This window comes from Alteromonas macleodii (genome assembly GCF_903772925.1).
GTDB classification, from domain to species: Bacteria; Pseudomonadota; Gammaproteobacteria; order Enterobacterales; family Alteromonadaceae; genus Alteromonas; species Alteromonas macleodii_A.
On sequence record NZ_LR812090.1, the window covers coordinates 1,061,609 to 1,082,658 of the forward strand.

General features: G+C 49.9%; 2 protein-coding genes. One reads left to right on the forward strand and one right to left on the reverse strand.

Features of this window, described 5'->3' with window-relative positions:
• Positions 1-183: 183 nt before the first annotated feature.
• Positions 184-18,852 (reverse strand): BapA/Bap/LapF family large adhesin, encoded by an 18,669-nt coding sequence (locus PCAR9_RS04665; RefSeq protein ID WP_179982614.1) that lies wholly within the window; start codon positions 18,850-18,852, stop codon positions 184-186.
• A 247-nt stretch (positions 18,853-19,099) separates the two neighbouring features.
• On the opposite strand from PCAR9_RS04665, the gene PCAR9_RS04670 reads away from it, so the two are divergent.
• Positions 19,100-21,046 carry a TolC family outer membrane protein gene (locus PCAR9_RS04670; protein ID WP_179982615.1) on the forward strand — a complete coding sequence of 649 codons (1,947 nt, stop codon included), beginning with the start codon at positions 19,100-19,102 and terminating at the stop codon, positions 21,044-21,046.
• The last annotated feature ends 4 nt before the right edge of the window (positions 21,047-21,050 follow it).

The following is a 21,050-nucleotide window of genomic DNA, read 5'->3' on the forward strand; positions in this document are numbered from 1 at the left end:
AGGAAACTTTATTATACGTAGTTCCAGAAAATACGAAACCCTTTGATTAATCAATAAGGTGTAGTGTTTTATAACGCCGCGCTTATGCGGCTAAAATGTCTTGCTAAATATCTTGTGATACTAGGCACACAATAAAAAAGCCCCCGTTAAATACGAGGGCTTAATGCTGGCTTCATGACCAAACTAGATATCCGTTGGTGGAAGTTTATCTATCGCTGTCTTCAGCACTTCAGACTCTGTCGGAGAAGCTGTTGTCACATCAGCGCTACCTTCTTTAGATGTATCGCCCACTAAGTCACTACCAGTATCAGACAACGTATTTTCGCTGCCCGAATCAGTGAATGTAGGCTCAGTTGAAGGCAGAATTAAATCTTCTGGTGGAAGATCTATATCTACCACATCAACAGTTACCTCTGTCACTGGGCCAGCGGTTACAATATCGCCTTCTTCTGGAAGGGTAATTGTGTCTTCTGGTAATGTTCCAGAGGTGATAGGTTGTGGCGCTATGCTTTCTGGCGTTGAAGCTTCAGGCGAAAGCGGGCTTGTACCCTCGTTCGGCGCGGTGGGTATAGGACCGCCAATATCAACCGTATCAAGCTTAGTACCAGACAAGTCGATAGTGTCGCCACCGCCAAAACCATCGCCCACATTAGTACCAAGCGTGCTCACTTCCTCTTCAGGTAGCGTAATGATTTCAGGTGTACTCTCTACAGGTGCAATTCTTTCTACTGGCTCCGTGCTCAATAGCGGGGCAGTCGGCTCGCTTTCTGGTGTTGCCAGTCTGGCTTCTGCGTTCAGGTCAACCGTTTGAAGTGTTTGCCCTGTTAAGTCAATGATGTCAGGTGCTGTAGGCTCATCAGTAACAACGGTGCCGCTGCTATCTGACGCGCTTACAGACTCAGATGAAGTGGTTGTCACGACCTCAGGTACACCTTCACCAGACGCCGTCACAAACACGTTAAACTCAGCCTGCTCGACAGTACCGTCTGGATACTCTATACGATAAGTAAAGGTATCCGTTAAGGTGCCACCAAATACGGCTAGCGTGTTGTCTGGGGTATAAGTGTAATCTCCATTTACATCTATTTGTAACGTCCCATATTGTCCTTGAACAATTGTGGTGCTGGTGAAACTGTTGAAGTTTGTACCATCGGCCGAGATATACACTTTATCTACGGTACCCTGGAATATGTCATTCTCGAATAGGTTACCTGTGGCGGTTTGTACTTCGTCTACCACAAATTGATCTAAGAAGTGAACTGTTGAGCTTAAATCGACACTAACGCCACCTAGAGCACTGACTGCTCCTGTGTCTACGTCCATTGTCACTCGATACTCACCTTCCGTTAGGCCATAAGAAGTAAATACACCATTACCGTCGAGGCCTAATAGGCCTATTAACTGATCGCTGGAAAATGTCTCTACAACTTCCCACGTGCCGTTGTTATTTCGTTCAATGAATAGATCGAGACCTGAGCCTAATGATAATAGATCGCCTCCATCCACTGTTAAGTTAAGATCCATAGTGGTATCAGTTGCCACTGTAAACGTGTTGCTTTGGGTATCTACGGTGGTAGGAATAACAACACCAAGAGCGCCAATCAGCCAAGTGTATTCAAGCGCCTCGGCTTCAGCATAACCAGTGCTACTAGCAAAATCGTAAATGAGTTCAGCGCGGGCCGAGTCTGCCGATACCCCTTGCCCTGACAAGTTAAAGTTAAGATTGGCGGTAGAGGTATTCCTGCCATCTGAAATGGTGTAGCTAAAGCTATCTGTACTACCCAAGCCGTCGCGCACACCGTTAGCTACGTAGGTGTAGCTGCCGTCTTCAAATATGGTGAGGTCGCCATAATCACCTTCAATAGTAATGCCCGATAGCCCAGTGCCCAATACAGTCACCGACTCACCATTGGTATGGGTTACTTGCGTCACTACTCCGCCCTCAGCAATGCTATCGGCTACATCCCCTGTATTAGCGGCATCGATAACATTACCCGACGTTGTCGTGCTACCTTCAAACTGATATTCCGTTAGTGTTGAAGTTATATCGGTAGACTGAAGCAAGGTAAGTGTATTACTTAGCAATGCTGCTGCAACCGCATCCAACACGCTATCGGCTAGAAGGCCCAATCCAAGAGCGTTGAGACCATTAGTTATAGTGCTGACCAAGTCGCCAGCGCCTATGCTATCTGCTGCACCTAAAGCTGGTTCCAAAATGAAGTTGCGTACAACCGTGCCCAAACCAAGTCCATTTAATATACTGGCTTCAGTGCCGTTTAGTGCGTCCTCAACAGCAGTTAGCACCACCTCTTGGTTTTCTTCACCCAGTACTACGCCACCGTCACCTAACTCCGTTAGTGTAATCGAGCCGTCGCTATCTTGATCGAATAGTGTCTCAAGGGCACTTTCATCATTGCGTACAACCACGGTGTAATCACCGGCAGGTAGGCCCGAGAATTTCGCAACCAGCGTATCGTCACCGGTTACTCCGATTAGGTTTACGCCAGCTACATCACCTATTAACGGATTGTCCGGCGTCATAGCTGAGGCGACCACGTTGCCATCGGCATCTATAATATCAACACGATACGCATCAGCGACGGCGACTAACGCTGTTTGGCTAACTTCTACAACCACTTCGCCAAAGAAGCCAGCATCAACGGTAAGCGTTGTGCTAGCCTCTGGCGAGCCCGCTGCCGGAGAGCCTTCGGTTAAGCCAAGCACTTGGAAATCACTATCGCTAACTGGTGCATTCACGATGGCCGTTTGTGCGCCTAGCTCCATATCATTGTTATCGGTTTGGGCTACTACTGGCGGGAAGTCGCTCCCAGATATGGTTATGGTAAGTGCCGCGATATCGGACGTTTCACCATCTGATAAGGTGTAGTTAAACACTTCGTCTTGGCCAATTGCACTACGATCACCATCCGCGGTATAGGTGTAAGTGCCGTCTGCAGCAATTTCCAGTACGCCATAGTTACCTTGAATAGTAACGGTACCAGTAGCAGGAACCGCCACACTATCACCAGAGGCGTTGGTGACAAGCGTTACTTGGGCACCGTTTAAAATAGTGTCGGCGCCTACGCCACTAATATCACCGTCAATTAAGTTACCTTGGGCTACTAAATCACCCGTATAAGTGTATTCGGTTAATGTGGTGGTGATATCAGTGTCTTGCAATAGGGTTAATGTATTGCTGAGCAATGCATCGGCAATGACACTTAGGATGTCATCAAGGAAGCCAGTTAAACCAATTGCATCAAGAGGCGCGGTAAGCAAATTAACAAGCTGGCCCGCGCCAATTACAGTGGTGGCTTCCAGAAGTGTTTCTAGAACTCCCCTTACTTGCGTACCAACCGTACCAATTGGAATACCTAAAACGCCGGTATTTAACGTTGTTTCAATAGTATCAAGAACGACAGCTTGATTGTCTGGCCCAAGTACAACGCCAGCTGAACCAAGTTCTTGAAGGTTAACATCGTTACTATTGTCGTTGTCTAACAAGTCTTCAAGTAAGTTCTCATCATTGCGGACCACCACACTGTAGTTGCCAGCATCAAGGCCTGCTAACGTAAACGAAATGGTCTCGTCGCCAGTAACATCAAAAATGTCTAGGCCACCGACATCGGCAAGTTGAGAGTTTGCGCTTACTCCTTTGTAAACAAGTTGACCGCTCTCGTCATACACTTCAACAATGTAGGCATCGGCAACAGCCACTAGTGCTATTTGGTCAACCTCTACCAGCACTTCACCTACATGGTTAGGAGAAACCGTAAAGGAAGCACTTGCATCAACACCGCCTGTAGACTCTGCTAAGCCAATCACCTGCACGTCGCTGGTGGTTTCCGGTGGATTTACAGTGACTACAGGTTCGCCCATATCAACGGTGTTACCGTCGTTTATAGCATCAAGGGCCTGTACAACAACATTCTGACTTGCTGTACTTGCCGAATTACCTGCTTCGTCGGTGACGGTTGCCACCACCGCGTAGGTACCTGCAGGTAGCGTTGTGCCTGTTAAATCAAGGCTCCAATTACCGCTGCCATCAATGGTAAGTTCAGGGTCAGTGCCAAAGATATAGGACGTGCCATCAACGGTAACGGTTAGGGTAGTATTGTCACCAAGGTCAACCGTTCCATTAAAGATAAGCGTGCTATCGCTAGTAATAAAGTCTCCAGCCACCCCAGAGTCGTTTGAGATACTGTCGAACGTTACTGTCTGACCATTATTGTTCTCATCGATACTGGTATCGATAACGACGGTACCTGTGTCAGTTGCAACATTGCCTACCGCATCTGTGGCGGTAACCACAGCCGTATAATTACCCTCAGCAAGCAGGGCGACGATATTATCAGCCAGTGTCCAAGTGCCGTCACCATTGTTGGTAGCGGTGTAATCGTTGCCGTCAATGGTCACCACCACAACCGCATTGGGATCGTTCACCGTACCAGTTAGCTCAGGCGTGGTGTCGTTGGTGGTTAGATCGTTTATCGCAACGGCAGGTGCGGTAGTATCAATAACCACTGTTCCTGTATTGGTCACCGTATTGCCCGCGGCGTCTGTTGCACTTACCGATGTTGGGTAGCTGCCTTCTGCGAGTGTGGCGACTACGTTATCAGCCAGTGTCCAGGTGCCATCACCATTGTTGGTAGCGGTGTAATCATTGCCGTCAATGGTCACCACCACAACCGCATTCGGGTCGTTCACCGTACCGGTAAGCTCAGGCGTTGTGTCGTTGGTGGTCAGATCGTTTATTGCAACGGTAGGTGCGGTAGTATCAATTACCACTGTTCCTGTATTGGTGACAGTGTTGCCCGCGGCGTCTGTTGCTGTAACAGATGTTGGGTAACTGCCTTCTGCTAGCACAGCAACTGCGTTGTCAGCCAGTGTCCAGGTGCCATCACCATTGTTGGTAGCGGTGTAATCATTGCCGTCAATGGTTACCACCACAACTGCATTCGGATCGTTCACCGTACCGGTAAGCTCAGGCGTGGTGTCGTTGGTAGTAAGATCGTTTATTGCAACCGTAGGCGCGGTGGTATCAATTACTACAGTACCAGTGTCGGTATCGGTATTACCCGCATCGTCAGTTGCAGTAACAGATGTTGGGTAACTACCTTCAGCGAGTGTAGCGACTACGTCATCGGCCAGCGTCCACGTACCGTCACCGTTATTGGTAGCGGTGTAGTCATTGCCGTCAATGGTGACTACTACAGTAGCCGTTGGATCATCAACCGTACCCGTTAGTGCAGGCGTAGTATCGTTTGTCGTTACATCATTGATGGTTACGACAGGTGCCACGGCATCTACAGTGTCAGATGCAGGCCCACTGGTGTTACCCGCTTCATCGGTAGCCGTTGCCGTTACTACAACTCCATCTGCTAATGGTGTATCTGGCGTTACGCTCCAATTGCCGTCACCATCAGCGATCACGGTGAAATCTTGCGTGCCGTCTCCGTCTACATCCACATTTACCGTAGCGCCCGCTTCGGCTGTGCCGGTAATTTCAGTGCCGTTGCCCGCTTCAACGGTAGGCGCAGCTGGTGCTGTAGTATCAATAACCACTGTACCAGTATTCGTACCCACATTACCTTCTGGGTCGGTTGCAGTAACCGTTGCGGTATAGCTACCTTCAGCAAGTGCCGCCACCGCATCGTCAGCCAGTGTCCACGTGCCATCACCGTTATTGGTGGCGGTATAGTCGGCACCGTTGATGGTAACAACCACCGTGGCTGTTGGGTCGTCAACCGAACCAGTAAGTGCCGGCGTTGTATCGTTCGTTGTTAAATCGTTAAAGGCAACCACTGGCGCAGCCGCGTCAACCGTGTCTGAGGCTGGGTTGCTAATGTTACCCGCTGCGTCAGTTGCCGTTACGGTCACAATTACGCCATCGGCAAGCGGTGTATCAGGCGTAATGCTCCAATTACCGTCGCCATCAGCGATGACGGTGAAATCGGGCGTGCCGTCGCCATCCACGTCTACATTTACGGTTGCGCCAGCTTCAGCGTTACCGGTAATTTCAGTGCCGTTGCCCGCATCTACAGTAGGTATGGCAGGTGGTGTAGTATCAATCACTACCGTTCCTGAATTTGAACCCACATTGCCATCGGCATCTGTGGCAGTAACGGTAGCGGTATAGCTACCATCTGCAAGTGTAGCCACTGCATCGTCAGCCAGCGTCCAGCTTCCATCCCCATTGTTAGTTGCGGTGTAGTCCACACCATCAATGGTCACTACTACGATAGCGCTTGGATCGTCAACCGTTCCGGTTAGCTCTGGTGTAGCGTCATTAGTGGTTAAGTCATTGATTGCAACGACTGGCGCAACAGCATCTACCGTATCTGACGCTGGTGCACTGACATTGCCAGCTTCATCAACCGCTGTTGCCGTAACAACCACGCCATCGGCCAGCGGTGTAGTGGGTGTTATTGACCAATTGCCATCGCCATTAGCGATGACGGTGAAGTCTGGCGTGCCGTCGCCATCCACGTCCACATTTACAGTTGCGCCGGCTTCCGCAGTACCCGTAATTTCAGTGCCGTTACCTGCATCGACGGTAGGCGCTGCTGGAGCAGTGATATCAATCACCACAGTACCAGAGTTAGTTCCAGTGTTACCGTCGGCATCAGTAGCAGTAACCGTAGCGGTATAGCTACCTTCAGCCAGCGCGGCAACGATATCGTCAGCCAGTGTCCAACTGCCATCACCATTGTTTATAGCGGTATAGTCTGTACCGTTAATGGTAACGACCACGATGGCGGTTGGATCGTCTACCGAACCGGTAAGTGCAGGCGTGGTGTCGTTAGTCGTTAGGTCGTCAAAGGCAACGATTGGCGCAACAGCGTCTACCGTATCAGAAGCCGGGCTACTCGTATTGCCAGCTTCATCGGTTGCTGTTGCCGTGACAACCACGCCATCCGCTAGCGGTGTTGTGGGTGTTACTGACCAGTTACCATCGCCATCAGCAATCACTGTGAAATCAGGTGTGCCATCACCGTCAACGTCTACGTTTACGACAGCGCCTGCTTCGGCTGTGCCGGTAATTTCGGTACCGTTGCCTGCATCAACAGTAGGCGCAGCTGGCGCAGTAGTATCGATAACGCCGCCATTTTCGTTTGCGGTTGCCGTATTACCCGCGCCATCTGTTGCACTTGCGGTGACTGAGTAATTACCTTCAGATAAGGCCGCTGGCACATCTACAGAGAAGGTGCCATTAGCTTGAACAATGGCGCCAAATGTTTGGGTGTTTCCTGCACTATCGGTAACGCTGATGGATACGGTGCTGCCTGGCGCAATATCTGTAGTACCGGAAATGGTCGGTGTGGTGTCGTTTTCTGTACCAAGCGAGTCCAAGGTTAGGTTTGGCACGGCTGTATTGATATTGCCGCTGGTAGTATCAGACGCCGAGTTTCCAGCGGCATCAGTGGCGGTAGCAGTAACATCGAAGTTTCCGTCTGCCATTGCATTGGGCACGTCGGCGCTGAAATTACCAAGGCTATCGACAATAGCCGTAAATGTCTGTTCTGCTCCCGCGCTATCAGTGACGGTTATGGTCACTGAACTACCTGGGCTTAAATCGGTGCTACCGGTGATCGTTGGCGTGGTATCGTTACCTGTGCCTTGTGCATCTAAATTGATCGTCGGCGCGGTAGTGTCTACGCTACCGTTTGTTTCAGTGGCAGTTGTCTCATTACCTGCAGGGTCTTGGGCAACGGCGGTAACGGTATACCCTCCTTCAGCCATGGCGCTTGGCACATCGGCCGAGAAACTGCCGTCTCCCTGAACGGTTGCATCGAAGGTTTGGCTTACACCTGCATTATCCGTCACAGTAATCGTTACCGTAGCACCTGCAGGCAGGTCAGTATTCCCTGATATTGTAGGCGTTGTGTCACTGTCTGGGGCTAGTGTATCTAACGATAGAGTAGGGGCTGTCGTATCAATAACGCCTGTATTGTCTACGACGGTAGTGCTATTACCCGCTTCATCACTTGCCGTGGCTTCAACACTGTATGCACCTTCTGCCAAAGGCGCAGGCACATCCACTGTAAAGTTTCCATTTACATCAACTGTAGCTGTGATGGTTTGAACATTTCCTGCGCTGTCAGTTACCACAAGCGTAACTTCACTACCCTGCGCAAGGTTTGTGCTACCAGATAAGGTAGGCGTTGTGTCATTGCCTTCCTCAAGTGGCGTTAAGGTTAGTGATGGTGCTGTAGTATCTATACTTCCAGCATCACTGGCTGTTGCTGTATTACCTGCCTCATCACTGATGGTAGCGCTTACCGTGAAGTCGCCTTCAGCTAAATCCGTACCTGGGGAGATAGAGAAAGAACCATCGGCCTGTACCACTGCGCTTAAGGTCTGGGTTGCACCGGCGCTATCCGTTACCAAAATAGTGACCACAGCGCCCGCAGGTTCATCGGTTGTACCGGTAATGAGTGGCGTCGCGTCGTTAGTGGTATCGGCAACATCTATAGTAAGTGTAGGTACTAGAGTATCAACTACGCCTGCTTCGTTATCGGTTGTACTGTTGTTTGCTTCATCGGTGGCGGTTGCTGAAACAGTGAAGTTTCCTTCAGCCATCGCCGCTGGTACATCGGCAGAGAATACGCCGCCCGCGCCAACCAATGCAGAGAACACCTGTGTATTACCCGCACTATCAACAACCGTTATTTGCACTGTAGAACCTTGCGGTAAATCTACAGTACCGCTTATGGTTGGGGTTGAGTCGCTAACTGTACCTGGCTCGTCCAGCGTAATAACAGGTGAAATTGTGTCGATTAGGCCGGTTTCAGCGTCGGACGCTGTATTGCCAGCTTCATCAACGACCGTTGCCTGAACTGTGTAGCTACCCTCAGCCAAAGTGGTGGGTACGTCTACGCTAAAAGAGCCGTCGCTTTGTACGGTTGCTGATAAGGTTTGTATATTGCCAGCGTTATCGGTGACGGTAATTGAAACCGTGCTTCCGGCTGGCTGGTCTGTCGTTCCGCTAATGGTCGGTGTTGCATCATTGCCTACACCCGGATCTGCCACATCAATAGCCGGTGATGTGGTATCTACCACACCGCCAGTTTCGGAGTCAGAGCCTGTATTTCCGGCTCCGTCAGTCACCTCTGCGACAACTGTGTAGCTACCTTCGGCCAGGTCTGACGGTACGCTTGCGCTGAAGGTGCCATCTCCTTGTACGGTTGTAGTAAAGGTTTGAACTGCTCCAGCACTATCTGTCACTGTTAAAGTGACGGTGGCACCAACTGGCGCGTTAGTTGTACCTGAAATAAGAGGGGTAGCGTCGTTTGTCTGGCCAAGGGCATCTAGGGTAATTTCCGGAGCGCTTGCATTAATATTGCCGCTATCCGACACAGTCGTGCTATTGCCCGCAGCATCGCTCGCACTGGCTGTTACATCGTAATCGCCATCAACAAGCGCGCTGGGTACTTCAACTGAGAAAGTGCCATCCGCGTTTACCGTAGCGGTAAGGTTCTGTACATTACCGCCTGCATCGGTGACAACCAGTGTAATTGTTGCTCCCTCTGGCAAGTCGGTAGTACCGCTCAAAATTGGCGTTGCGTCATTGCCGCTGGCCACTGGATCTAAGTTGATAACAGGTGGGGTGGTGTCAACTGTACCGTTGTTATCAACCGCTGTGTTTTGATTACCTGCATCATCAGTCGCCGTCACTTCTACTGTGTAATCGCCTTCTGCAAGGTCAACCGGCACATCAGCGCTAAAGCTACCGTTCGCTTGAACTATGGCAGTGAAAGTTTGCGTATTGCCCAGGCTATCAGTCACGCTAATGCTTACAGTGTTGCCCGCAGCTAAGTCGCTGGTTCCCGATATAGTCGGTGTAGCGTCGTTGGTTAGGCCTTGTGCGTCTAACGTTATGGTGGGGGCTGCTGTATCTATGACTCCGTTGTTATCTATTGCCGTTGCTGAATTACCCGCATCGTCAGTCGCAGTGACGATCACACTGAAACTGCCTTCAGCTAAATCGGCAGGAACATCAGCACTGTAAGTACCATCGTTTTGAACGGTTGCAGTGAATGTTTGGGTATTTCCAGCGTTGTCTGTCACGCTTATGCTAACTGTGTCGCCAGCATTGAGGTCTGTGGTGCCAGAGATAGACGGCGTTGCATCATTGCCAAGCCCTTGTGTATCGATGGTTATCGATGGGGCTGTTGTATCGATGTTACCGCCATTTTCGGTTACCGATGCACTGTTGCCAGCGCCGTCTGTGACGGTCGCAGTAACAGAATAGTCACCTTCAGGTAAGCTTGCAGGAACATCAGCCGTAAAGCTTCCATCACCTTGCACTATGGCACTGAATGTCTGTGTGTTTCCAGCACTGTCAGTCACAGTAAGCGTTACAGTGCTACCTGGCGCTAAGTCGGTATTACCTGAAATAGTCGGCGTCGTGTCGTTGCCCGATCCAAGAGGATCAAGGGATAGGGTAGGCGCGGCAGAGTTTATGTCGCCGCTCACTGTATCTGTAGCAGTATTGCCTGCAGCATCAGTGGCCGTTGCAGTAACGTCGAAGTTTCCGTCAGCCATAGGATTAGGCACATCTGCACTGAAGTCGCCGTTAGCATCAACAGTTGCAGTAAACGTCTGCTCAGTGCCAACGCTGTCAGTTACTGTGATAGTTACTGTGCTTCCCGCGGCGAGGTCGGTACTTCCGCTAATAGTAGGCGTGTTATCGTTACCTGTACCAAGCGGATCCAAAGTGATAACAGGCGCTGTGGTATCTACGCTGCCACCCGTTTCAGAATCAGAACCTTGGTTACCTGCAGCGTCTTGAGCCGTTGCGGTAACCGTATAGTCACCTTCAGCTAGTGGTGAAGGTACGTTGGCGGCAAAACTGCCGTCGGTTTGTACCGTTGCGGCAAAGGTTTGCGTGTTACCCGCACTGTCGACCACCGTTAGTGTGACAATGGCGCCAGCTGGAAGGTTTGTGGTGCCAGAAATAGTTGGCGTAGCGTTATTCTCTGGCGTTAATTCTTCAAGATTTAGATCAGGTGGCGTGATGTCGATAACACCTGAATTATCAAGAACCGACGTGCTGTTGCCTGCTTCATCAATGGCGGTAGCTTCAACACTGTACGAGCCTTCAGCAACTGCCGCGGGCACATCAACCGTAAAGTTTCCTGCAGCATCAACTGTTGCTGTAACCGTTTGAATGTTGCCAGCACTATCTGTGATAACCAAGGAGACCACGCTACCTTCGGCTAGATCTGTACTTCCCGAAATGGTTGGCGTCGTGTCGTTGCCTAATCCTTGAGGGTCTAAGGTTAGGGTAGGCGCTGTGGTGTCTATGGTACCTGTTGCATTGGCTGACGCACTGTTGCCAGCATCGTCGGTGGCCGTTGCAGTAACCGTATAGTCACCTTCGGCCAGTGCAGCTGGCACATCAACAGTAAAGTTGCCGTTTGCATCAACCGTTGCGGTCACTGTTTGGGTATTGCCAGCGTTGTCGGTGATCGACAGCGTTACGCTCTCACCTGCTGCTAAGTCTGTAGTGCCTGAAATGGTAGGCGTAGTATCGTTATTTGAACCCAGCGCATCTAGTGAAATAACGGGGGCGACAGTATCGACGTTACCGTTATTGTCGGTGACAGAGGCACTATTTCCGTTGCTGTCTGTAGCGGTAGCGGTTACTGAGTAATCACCTTCGGCAAGAGGCGCGGGGACATCAGCACTAAAGTTACCGCTCGCATCAACAAGTGCAGTAAAGGTTTGGGTGTTGCCTGCACTGTCAGTGACAAAAAGCGTCACTGTTGAACCCGCGGGTAGGTCAGTCGTACCTGAAATGGTTGGTGTAGTATCGCTCACCGTAACTTGCGCATCTAGTGTCAGCGCAGGGGCGCTGGTATCTAGCGTACCGGTATCAGAGGTGGTGGTTGTATTACCTGCATCGTCTGAGGCACTTGCTGTTACCGTGTAGCTGCCGTCAGGTATAGCGTTTGGAACATCTGCGCTGAAGTCACCGTTTACGTCCACAATGGCGTCAAAAGTTTGTGTATTGCCTGCGCTATCTGTGACGGTTAACGTTACCGTGCTTCCCGGTGCTAAATCAGTGCTGCCCGATATGTTAGGCGTTTCATCGTTGCCTGTGCCCTGCGGATTTAGCGTAAGAACAGGGGCGGTGGTGTCAATATTGCCACCGTCTTCAGTTGCGGTAGTTGAATTACCTGCATCATCTGTTGCAGTAACTTCGACGCTGTAGTCGCCTTCAGGCAGTGGAGACAATACCTCTGTTGTAAAGTTGCCGTCTGCATCAACCAATGCGTTAATGGTTTGTGTGTCGCCATCGCTGTCAGTCACGGTGATCACAACAACAGCGCCTTCAGGTAAATCTGTATTACCTGAAATAACCGGCGTAGTGTCATTACCTGAATCTAATGGGTTAACGTTAACAATAGGCGCTTGTGTATCAATACTTCCATTTGTTTCGTTTGCCGTCGCGGTGTTGCCTTGTGCATCGCTTACTGTTGCCGTAACGGTAAAGTCGCCTTCAGCTAGAGCGCTAGGCACATCGGCACTGAATGTGCCGTCTGCTTGTACGGCCGCTTGGAAACTTTGCGAGTTACCATTGGCATCTACCACAGTAATGGTAACCAGTGTGCCAGGTGCCACGTCGGTAGTACCTGTGATAGTAGGGGTAACATCGCTAGTAGCGCCTTGTGTATCAAGGGTTAACAGTGGCGCTTCGCTATCTACATTACCTGTTGTATTGGCATTCGCGGTATTGCCTGCACTGTCGGTTGCAGTGGCAGTCACAGTAAAGTCGCCGTCAGCTAGTGCGTTTGGCACATCTACACTGAAGCTACCATTTGCATCGACCAAGGCATTGATAGTTTGCGTGTTTCCAGCGCTATCTGTAACGACAAGTGTAACCGTGCTTCCTTCAGGAAGGTCAGTGGTGCCTGAAAGCGTAGGTGTGGTGTCACCCGTGCTGCCAGGGTTTTCTAGGGTAAGCGTAGGCGCGGTGGTATCTACAACGCCGCCATTGTCGGTTACTGTTGTCGTATTGCCATCGCCGTCAGTTGCGCTGGCGGTTACGGTGTAAGCGCCATCAGCGAGTGGAGTGGTAACATCTGCACTAAATGTTCCGCCTGTGCCTACAGTCGCGGTAATCGTTTGCGTGTTACCTGCGCTATCCGTTACGGTTAAGGTAACCGTACTTCCTTCAGGTAAGCTGGTGGTACCTGAAATAACGGGCGTGCTGTCATTCGTCTCGCCTTGCCCATCTAGCACTAACGTGGGTGCATTAGTATTAATGTTACCCGTTGCGTTGTCTGTAACGTCATTGCCTGCTTCGTCTTCTGCCGTGGCGGTAACCGTATAGTCTCCGTCAGCCAGTTCTTGCGGTACGTCGACAGAGAAATTACCGTTAGCATCGACTAAGGTGTTGATGGTTTGCGTGTTACCCGCGCTATCTGCGACTGTTAGCGAGACAACACTTCCTTCAGGCAGATCGGTGCTGCCCGATAAAGTTGGTGTGGAATCGTTACCAGAACCCACTGGATTTAAAGATAGCGATGGTGCGGTTGTATCTACAATGCCGCCGTTTTCTGTCACGCTAGCGGTATTACCATTTTCATCGACAGCGGTTGCTGTAACGGAGTAGTTACCTTCTGCTAATGCGCTAGGTACTTCAGCGCTAAAGTTTCCGTTTTCATCAACAACGGCTTCAATAGTTTGCTGATTACCTAAGCTATCGGTGACGACCAGTGTTACCGTGCTACCTTGTGGCAAATCTGTCGTGCCACTAATAAGTGGCGTGGTGTCGTTGCCAATGTCTTGTGGGTCAAGCGATAGCGTTGGTGCTGCGGTATCAATATTGCCCTGTGTCGATGCAGAGTCTTGATTACCCGCATCGTCAGTGACAGTGGCGGTAACGGTAAAGTTGCCGTCGGCAAGCTCTGCCGGCACGTCAACAGAGAAAGTACCGTCATTTTGGACAAGAGCGTCAAAGGTTTGCGTATTGCCTGCACTGTCTGTAACAGTGATTGATACACTGCTACCCGGTGCCTGGTCTGTGTTACCTGAGATGGTTGGCGTAGTATCATTGGTACTGCCTTGAGCATCTAGATTAACCAGCGGCGATGTAATATCGATATTACCGCCAGTTTCCGTTGCCGTTGCAGTATTGCCGTTGGCGTCGGTCGCTGTAGCTGTTACGCTATATTCACCTTCCGCTAGCGGATTGGGAACATCGGCACTGAAATTACCAGAACCGTCTACCGTTGCCGTAAATGTTTGCGTATTGCCAAGCGCATCGGTAACAGACAGTGTAACAGTGCTGCCAGCGGGTAAATCGGTAGTACCTGAGATAGTAGGCGTGGTGTCGTTATCATCACCCAGTGGGTCTAGGGTTAAGCTTGGCGCATTGCTGTCCACGGTGCCAGTTTGTGACGTTGAAGCACTATTTCCCGCAGCATCGGTAGCTGTTGCTTCGACATTGTAGTCGCCGTCAGCGAGTTCAGCAGGCACGTCTGCGCTAAATTCGCCGTTCGCATCTACTGTGGCAGTAAAGGTTTGGCTGTTTCCAGCACTATCGGTAACGGTAAGTGTAACCGTGCTGCCTGCTTCCAAGTTCGTAGAGCCGCTAATTGACGGTGTCGTGTCGTTACCTGTGCCAAGTGGCTCTAATGAAATGGTGGGGGCTTGCGTATCAATGTTGCCGCCATTTTCAGTAACAGTTGTTGTATTGCCGGCCTCGTCTGTTGCACTGGCCTCTACGGTATATTCACCCTCAGTAAGCGGCGTTTGCACGTCGACGTTAAAATCACCGTTCTCATCAACGATGGCATCGATAGTTTGTGTGTTGCCCGCGCTGTCGGTCACCACAATAGTTACTGTTGAACCAGGTGGTAAATCGGTAGAGCCAGAAATTGTTGGCGTGGTGTCGCTGCCGTCAGTTTGTGGGTCTAGAGAAAGCGCTGGTGCGGTAGTGTCTATGTTGCCACTGTTGTCGACAACGGTAGTTGTATTACCCGCTGCATCAGTTGCTTCGACAGAAACCTCATAGTTGCCTTGTGCTAGCGCTTCTTCGACATCGGCGCTGAAATTACCATTTTCATCAACAATGGCGGTAACAGTTTGCGTATTACCCTGGCTATCGGTGACGGTAATAGCGACCTCGCTGCCCGCTGGTAAATCTGTATTACCTGAGATAGTCGGTGTTGTGTCGTTAGTATCCGTTTGCGGGTCGATGTTCACAATCGGCGGGGTGGTATCAAGTACAGTAGTGGCCGTGGCGGTAGAGCTATTGCCATTTTCGTCTGTCACCGTCACTTCAATCTCGTATTCGCCTTCTTCAGAGCCAGGAGGGAATGCTACATTGAAGTTGCCATTCTCATCGGTTGTCCCCGTTATTGTCTGGCTGTTGCCGTCGCTATCGGTGATAACAACCACAACCTCTGAATTAGGGGCGTCTGACGATCCCCCTATGCCTTCACTACCGTTGGTAGGAGAGCCGGTTTCAATAACAACATTAGGGCCTTGGGTATTAATAACTGCATCGATGGAGGTTGAAGCGGTATTGCCCGCCACATCAGACACAGTAGCGGTTACCGTGAAGTCGCCGTTTGCGAGTGCTTGTGGCACTTCAGCACTGAAGCTACCGTCTTCTTGCACTGTTGCGGTAATGGTTTGCGTAGTGCCGTCTGAATGTACGATTTCTAGCGTCACTATTGCACCTGGTTCAGCGTCGGTGTCGCCATTTATCACCGGCGTGTCATCATTGGTTGAGCCAATAGGATCAAGGTTGATTATCGGCGCCGTGGTGTCAATTTCGCCAGTCACTGTTGTGGTAGAACTGTTGCCTGCTGGTGTTGTTACAGTAACATCTACCGTGTACTCACCTTCGCTAAGTTCCGCTGGCACATCTTCGTTGAATGTGCCGTCAGCGCCCACTGTAGTAACGATTGTTTGTTCGTTACCCTCGCTATCTGTAACAACAATGACCACTTCACTGCCTGGAGGGGCATCGGTTTCACCAGAAACGTTGGGCGTAGTGTCGTTCGTTGGTGCAGGTTGGTTTACTGTCGTCGAAGGACTCGTTGAATCGTAATCGCCGCTTGCTGTTGCTTGCGTTGTATTACCAGCTCCATCTGTCACTTCTGCCGTTACGTTGTAGGTGCCCTCAGCCACCGCATTTGGAACTTCAACGGTAAAGGTACCATCGGCAAGCACAGTGGTGGTAAAGGTTTGAGTAACGCCAGCACTATCGGTAACGGTAAGGGTTATCGTGCTTCCGGGCACGGCATCCGTTAAACCCGAAAGTGTGGGGGTAGCATCGCCATTTATTCCTGGGTCGTTTAATGAGATGGTTGGCGCCGTCACGTCGATAGCACCCTGAGCGTCAGCATTGGCCGTATTGCCTGCTTCATCAGTCACGCTGGCGTTAACGGTAAATTCACCTTCAGCTAGTTCAGTCGGTACGTCAGCGCTGTAAGTGCCGTCAGCCTGCACAATGGCGGTCACGGTTTGAGTAACGCCCGCGCTATCGGTAATGGTTAATGTTACTGTGCTACCAGGCGCGGCATCAGTGGTACCTGACAAGGTTGGCGTAGTGTCGTTACCAGTCGCTATGGTGTCGATAGTTATCGACGGTGCCGTAGTATCAATCTCGCCGGTAGTATCTGTGGTCGCTGTATTGCCAGCCTCATCAGTCACGCTGGCGTTAACCGTAAATTCACCTTCGGCCAACTCTGCAGGCACATCAACGCTATACGTGCCGTCTGCTTGTACAATGGCTGTCACGGTTTGCGTATTACCCGCGCTATCGGTGATAGTTAATGTAACTGTGCTACCCGGTGTAGCATCAGTGGTACCTGAAAGGGTCGGCGTAGTGTCGTTACCAGTCGCTATGGTGTCGATAGTGATCGACGGTGCAGTGGTATCAATTACGCCCGTGGTGTCTGTGGTTGCTGTATTGCCAGCCTCATCCGTCACGCTGGCATTAACGGTAAATTCACCTTCGGCCAATTCAGCCGGCACATCAACGCTATAGGTGCCGTCTGCTTGCACAGTGGCAGTTACAGTTTGCGTGTTGCCCGCGCTGTCGGTAATGGTTAACGTAACTGTGCTACCCGGTGTAGCATCAGTGGTACCTGACAAGGTTGGCGTAGTGTCGTTACCTGTCGCTATGGTGTCGATAGTGATCGACGGTGCAGTGGTATCAATTACACCCGTGGTGTCTGTGGTTGCTGTATTGCCAGCCTCATCCGTCACGCTGGCGTTAACCGTAAATTCACCTTCGGCCAATTCAGCCGGCACATCAACGCTATACGTGCCGTCTGCTTGCACAATGGTAGTCACGGTTTGCGTATTGCCCGCACTATCAGTAATGGTTAGCGTAACTGTGCTACCCGGTGTGGCATCCGTGGTACCTGAAAGGGTAGGCGTGGTGTCGTTATCAGGACCTGGCGCATTAATGGTAATGGTTGGGGCGGTAGTATCAATTTCCCCTGTAGTATCAGCAGTTGCTGTATTGCCTGCTTCATCGGTCACGCTGGCGTTAACGGTGAATTCGCCTTCGGCTAATTCGGCAGGTACATCTGCGCTGTACGTGCCGTCCGCTTGCACAATGGCAGTCACGGTTTGCGTATTGCCTGCACTGTCGGTAATGGTTAGCGTAACTGTGCTGCCAGGAGTGGCATCAGTAGTACCTGAAAGGGTAGGCGTGGTGTCGTTATCAGAACCTGGCGCATTAATGGTAATGGTTGGTGCAGTGGTATCAATTACACCCGTGGTGTCTGTGGTTGCTGTATTGCCAGCCTCATCCGTCACGCTGGCGTTAACGGTAAATTCACCTTCGGCCAATTCTGCAGGTGCATCAACGCTATAGGTGCCGTCGGCTTGCACAGTGGTAGTTACAGTTTGAGTATTGCCTGCACTGTCGGTAATGGTTAGCGTAACTGTGCTTCCCGGTGTGGCATCAGTGGTACCTGACAGGGTAGGCGTGGTGTCGTTATCCGAGCCAGGCGCATTAATTGTGATTGTTGGAGCAGTAGCATCAATTTCGCCGGTGGTAGAGCTATCAGCTGTGTTGCCGGTAGGTTCTAGCACGGTGGCGTCTACAGTAAATTCACCATCGGCCAATGCGTTTGGCACGTCTACACTAAATGTGCCATCGCCTTGTACGATAGCAGTAACAGTTTGGATATTTCCAGCACTGTCGGTAACAGTTAGTGTGACTGTACTACCCGGAATAGCTGAAGTAATACCGGATAAGGTGGGCGTGGTGTCGCTTGTTAAACCGATTGCGTCAAGAGTAAGAGAAATGTCTTGCGCTTGTTCACCTGTTTCAGAAAATTCAACGGGCGCAACATCGTCATTATCGTTTGCATTTTGATCGAACTGGAAACCGGCTGGGTCAACATCTTCATTTATGCGGTCAACGCGAACAAAATTACTCCCTCCGCCTGCTCCAGCACCGCCATCAAGGCCGGCAGCGGTAGCTTCCAATGACTCTAAGATGTCGCCGTCACCAGCAAGCGCGTCAAGAAAATCAGCATCGCCTGCTTGGTTCTCACCTTCGATACTCTCCGCGCCATCAACACCGTCAAGTAATGCGGCAAGCTCATCGACACTCTCATCAAAGACAGCAAATTCATCGTCAGAATTGTTTTCTGTAAAATCTAATTGGAGCGGGAAAGTGACACTTTGCCCAGCTGGAAGTGTGCGAAGTTCGCCATCAACACTAACGGTGACGAAACCATCAGGTGAGACATCTAACACATCACCCTCATAAACAGTCATTCCGACAGTAGCAGTAACTTGTTCACCTGTGTCACCACGAACAATAGAAGCCTCACCATTTACTTCTGCAATGATTACTTCAGCCATATTTCCCTCTCAATCAATAAAAATCACGCTATACAAAAAAGCGTAGCAGAGGTTTTTAAATCGGTTACCGGACCGTGGTACGGGGGAGATATATCCTTTGGTATAGGTTATAGGTAGTTCCCCCTAATTTATTCATTTTTAGATTAAAAAGTGTCGCATCGATTTGCAGAAAATTTTTTAGCGTCTACTTTTTAAATGTAAGAAACGACACAAATGTCACCTAGTTTTTATATAGTGAGACGCATATATGAAGTTGATTAATTCAGTGCTTACCAAGGTTGTTATTGGAGCAACTGGCGCTGTGCTTGCTCATGCTGCTATTGCTCAAAGCAATGGTGTTGGTAACTCGTCAGTCAGTTTGGAAGACTATGTTCGCAAAGTAGTAAACGAAAATCCGGAAGTACAAGCCAGCTGGCGTCAACTTCAAGTGGCGATGTCAGATGTTGACATCGCGAGAGGCGGTTTTCGCCCACAGGTCGATGTATTGGCGTCGAGCGCATACACTGATAGAAATTACGGTTTGGACCGCGAATACATGGGCCATACTGCTCAAATCACCCTTACCCAAATGTTATACGACGGTTTTTTAACAAGCAGTGAGGTAAAGCGGTTTAAACAAGCGCAAGTTGTACGGTTTTTTGAACTAATGGGCGAAATTGAGCAAAAGTCGTTAGATACCGCCCTTGCTTATATGGATGTTCAGTTGTTTCGAGAGCTTTTGAAGCTCGCAGAAGAAAACCTGATCACTCACGTCGATGTGTTCAAACAAATTGAAGAAAGCGTTGAAGCCGGGGTAGGTCGTAGAGCTGACTTAGAGCAAATCAGCGGCCGTCTATCACTTGCCGAATCTAATGTACTCACTGAGTTATCGAATTTACATGATGTTACCGCACGCTTTTTGCGGTTGGTAGGTGAAAAGCCTGCTCAAGACCTCCAATCAGTATCGATAAACTCTGCTTTCGTTGATGCAAACGTCACAGATATACAATCTTTACTTACTAGCGCATATGGCACTAATCCACAATTTAATGCTGCTATTTATAACATAGATGCACAGCGTTATGCGGTCGATAGTGCAAAGAGTCTCTACCATCCTCAGGTTAATTTGACCGCAAGTTATGGTGCGCAAACTCGAGATCAAGCTGCACTAAATAACACCATTACCGAAGCGAGTGTCGGCGTTAATTTTTCTTATAACTTGTATAACGGTGGGTCGGACAGTGCGGCTATAAGACAGGCACTGTCACAGGTGGACTTAGCAAAAGACTTAAGAGATAAAGCCTGTATCGATATGAGACAAACGGTACAGATTGCTTACAACGACATCATCAATATTACAGAGCAACTTCCAGCGCTGAATGCACATAGACTATCTTCAGACAGAGTAAAATCAGCATATATGGACCAATTCACTATAGGTGAACGCTCTTTATTGGATTTGCTAGATTCAGAAAATGAGTACTACGAATCGAGTCGTGCTTACTTGGAAGCGCAGTATACGCTAGAAAAAGCACGAGTAAGACTGCTTGCGGCATCGGGGAGCTTAGCGCAAACGTTAGGTATAACAAAGGAAGGCGTACCTGATGTGCTAAATAAAGCAGAAGAAAAAATTAGCTACGACCCTAACTACGTATGTCCTGTAGTTCGCACTAACTTTGAAGATGAGCTAAATATTCTAAAACGCGACTCTGATGGTGACGGTATTGTTGATTTATGGGATGACTGTGTTGATTCAACGCCGGGTGCCATGGTCGATGACTTTGGTTGTGAAGCGAAAGAGCCTGAATTGGCGCCAGAACCAAGTGCTGCTGACTTCACCGTGGACAACGCAAATATAATAGAGTCATTTAACGTAAACATTGAGTTTGCCTCTAATTCTACCGAGGTTTTACCTGAGTATGAGAACTCACTTCAAGAGGTTATTGATGCGCTTAATAGTGACGCTAATTCTGGAGTGATCATTCACGGTCATGCATCTTTAGATGGAGACGCCGCCTACAATCAGCGTCTATCTGAACGTAGAGCGAAAGCTGTCGCATCAATGCTTATGACTAAAGCAAACATAGAGGCTAGAAGAATCACCGCTGTCGGTTATGGGGAAACTCGTCCGCTTGTCGATGAAGAGTCAGAAGCGGCCAATGCCCGTAATCGTAGAATTGAGGCGGCTATCATCCAGCTTCCTTCAACGCAATAGTGGT

Bases quoted from the DNA above. Each gene is read 5' to 3' on its own strand.
- PCAR9_RS04670 (WP_179982615.1), top strand. From the start codon at position 19,100: ATGAAGTTGATTAATTCAGTGCTTACCAAGGTTGTTATTGGAGCAACT.
- PCAR9_RS04665 (WP_179982614.1), bottom strand. From the start codon at position 18,852: ATGGCTGAAGTAATCATTGCAGAAGTAAATGGTGAGGCTTCTATTGTT.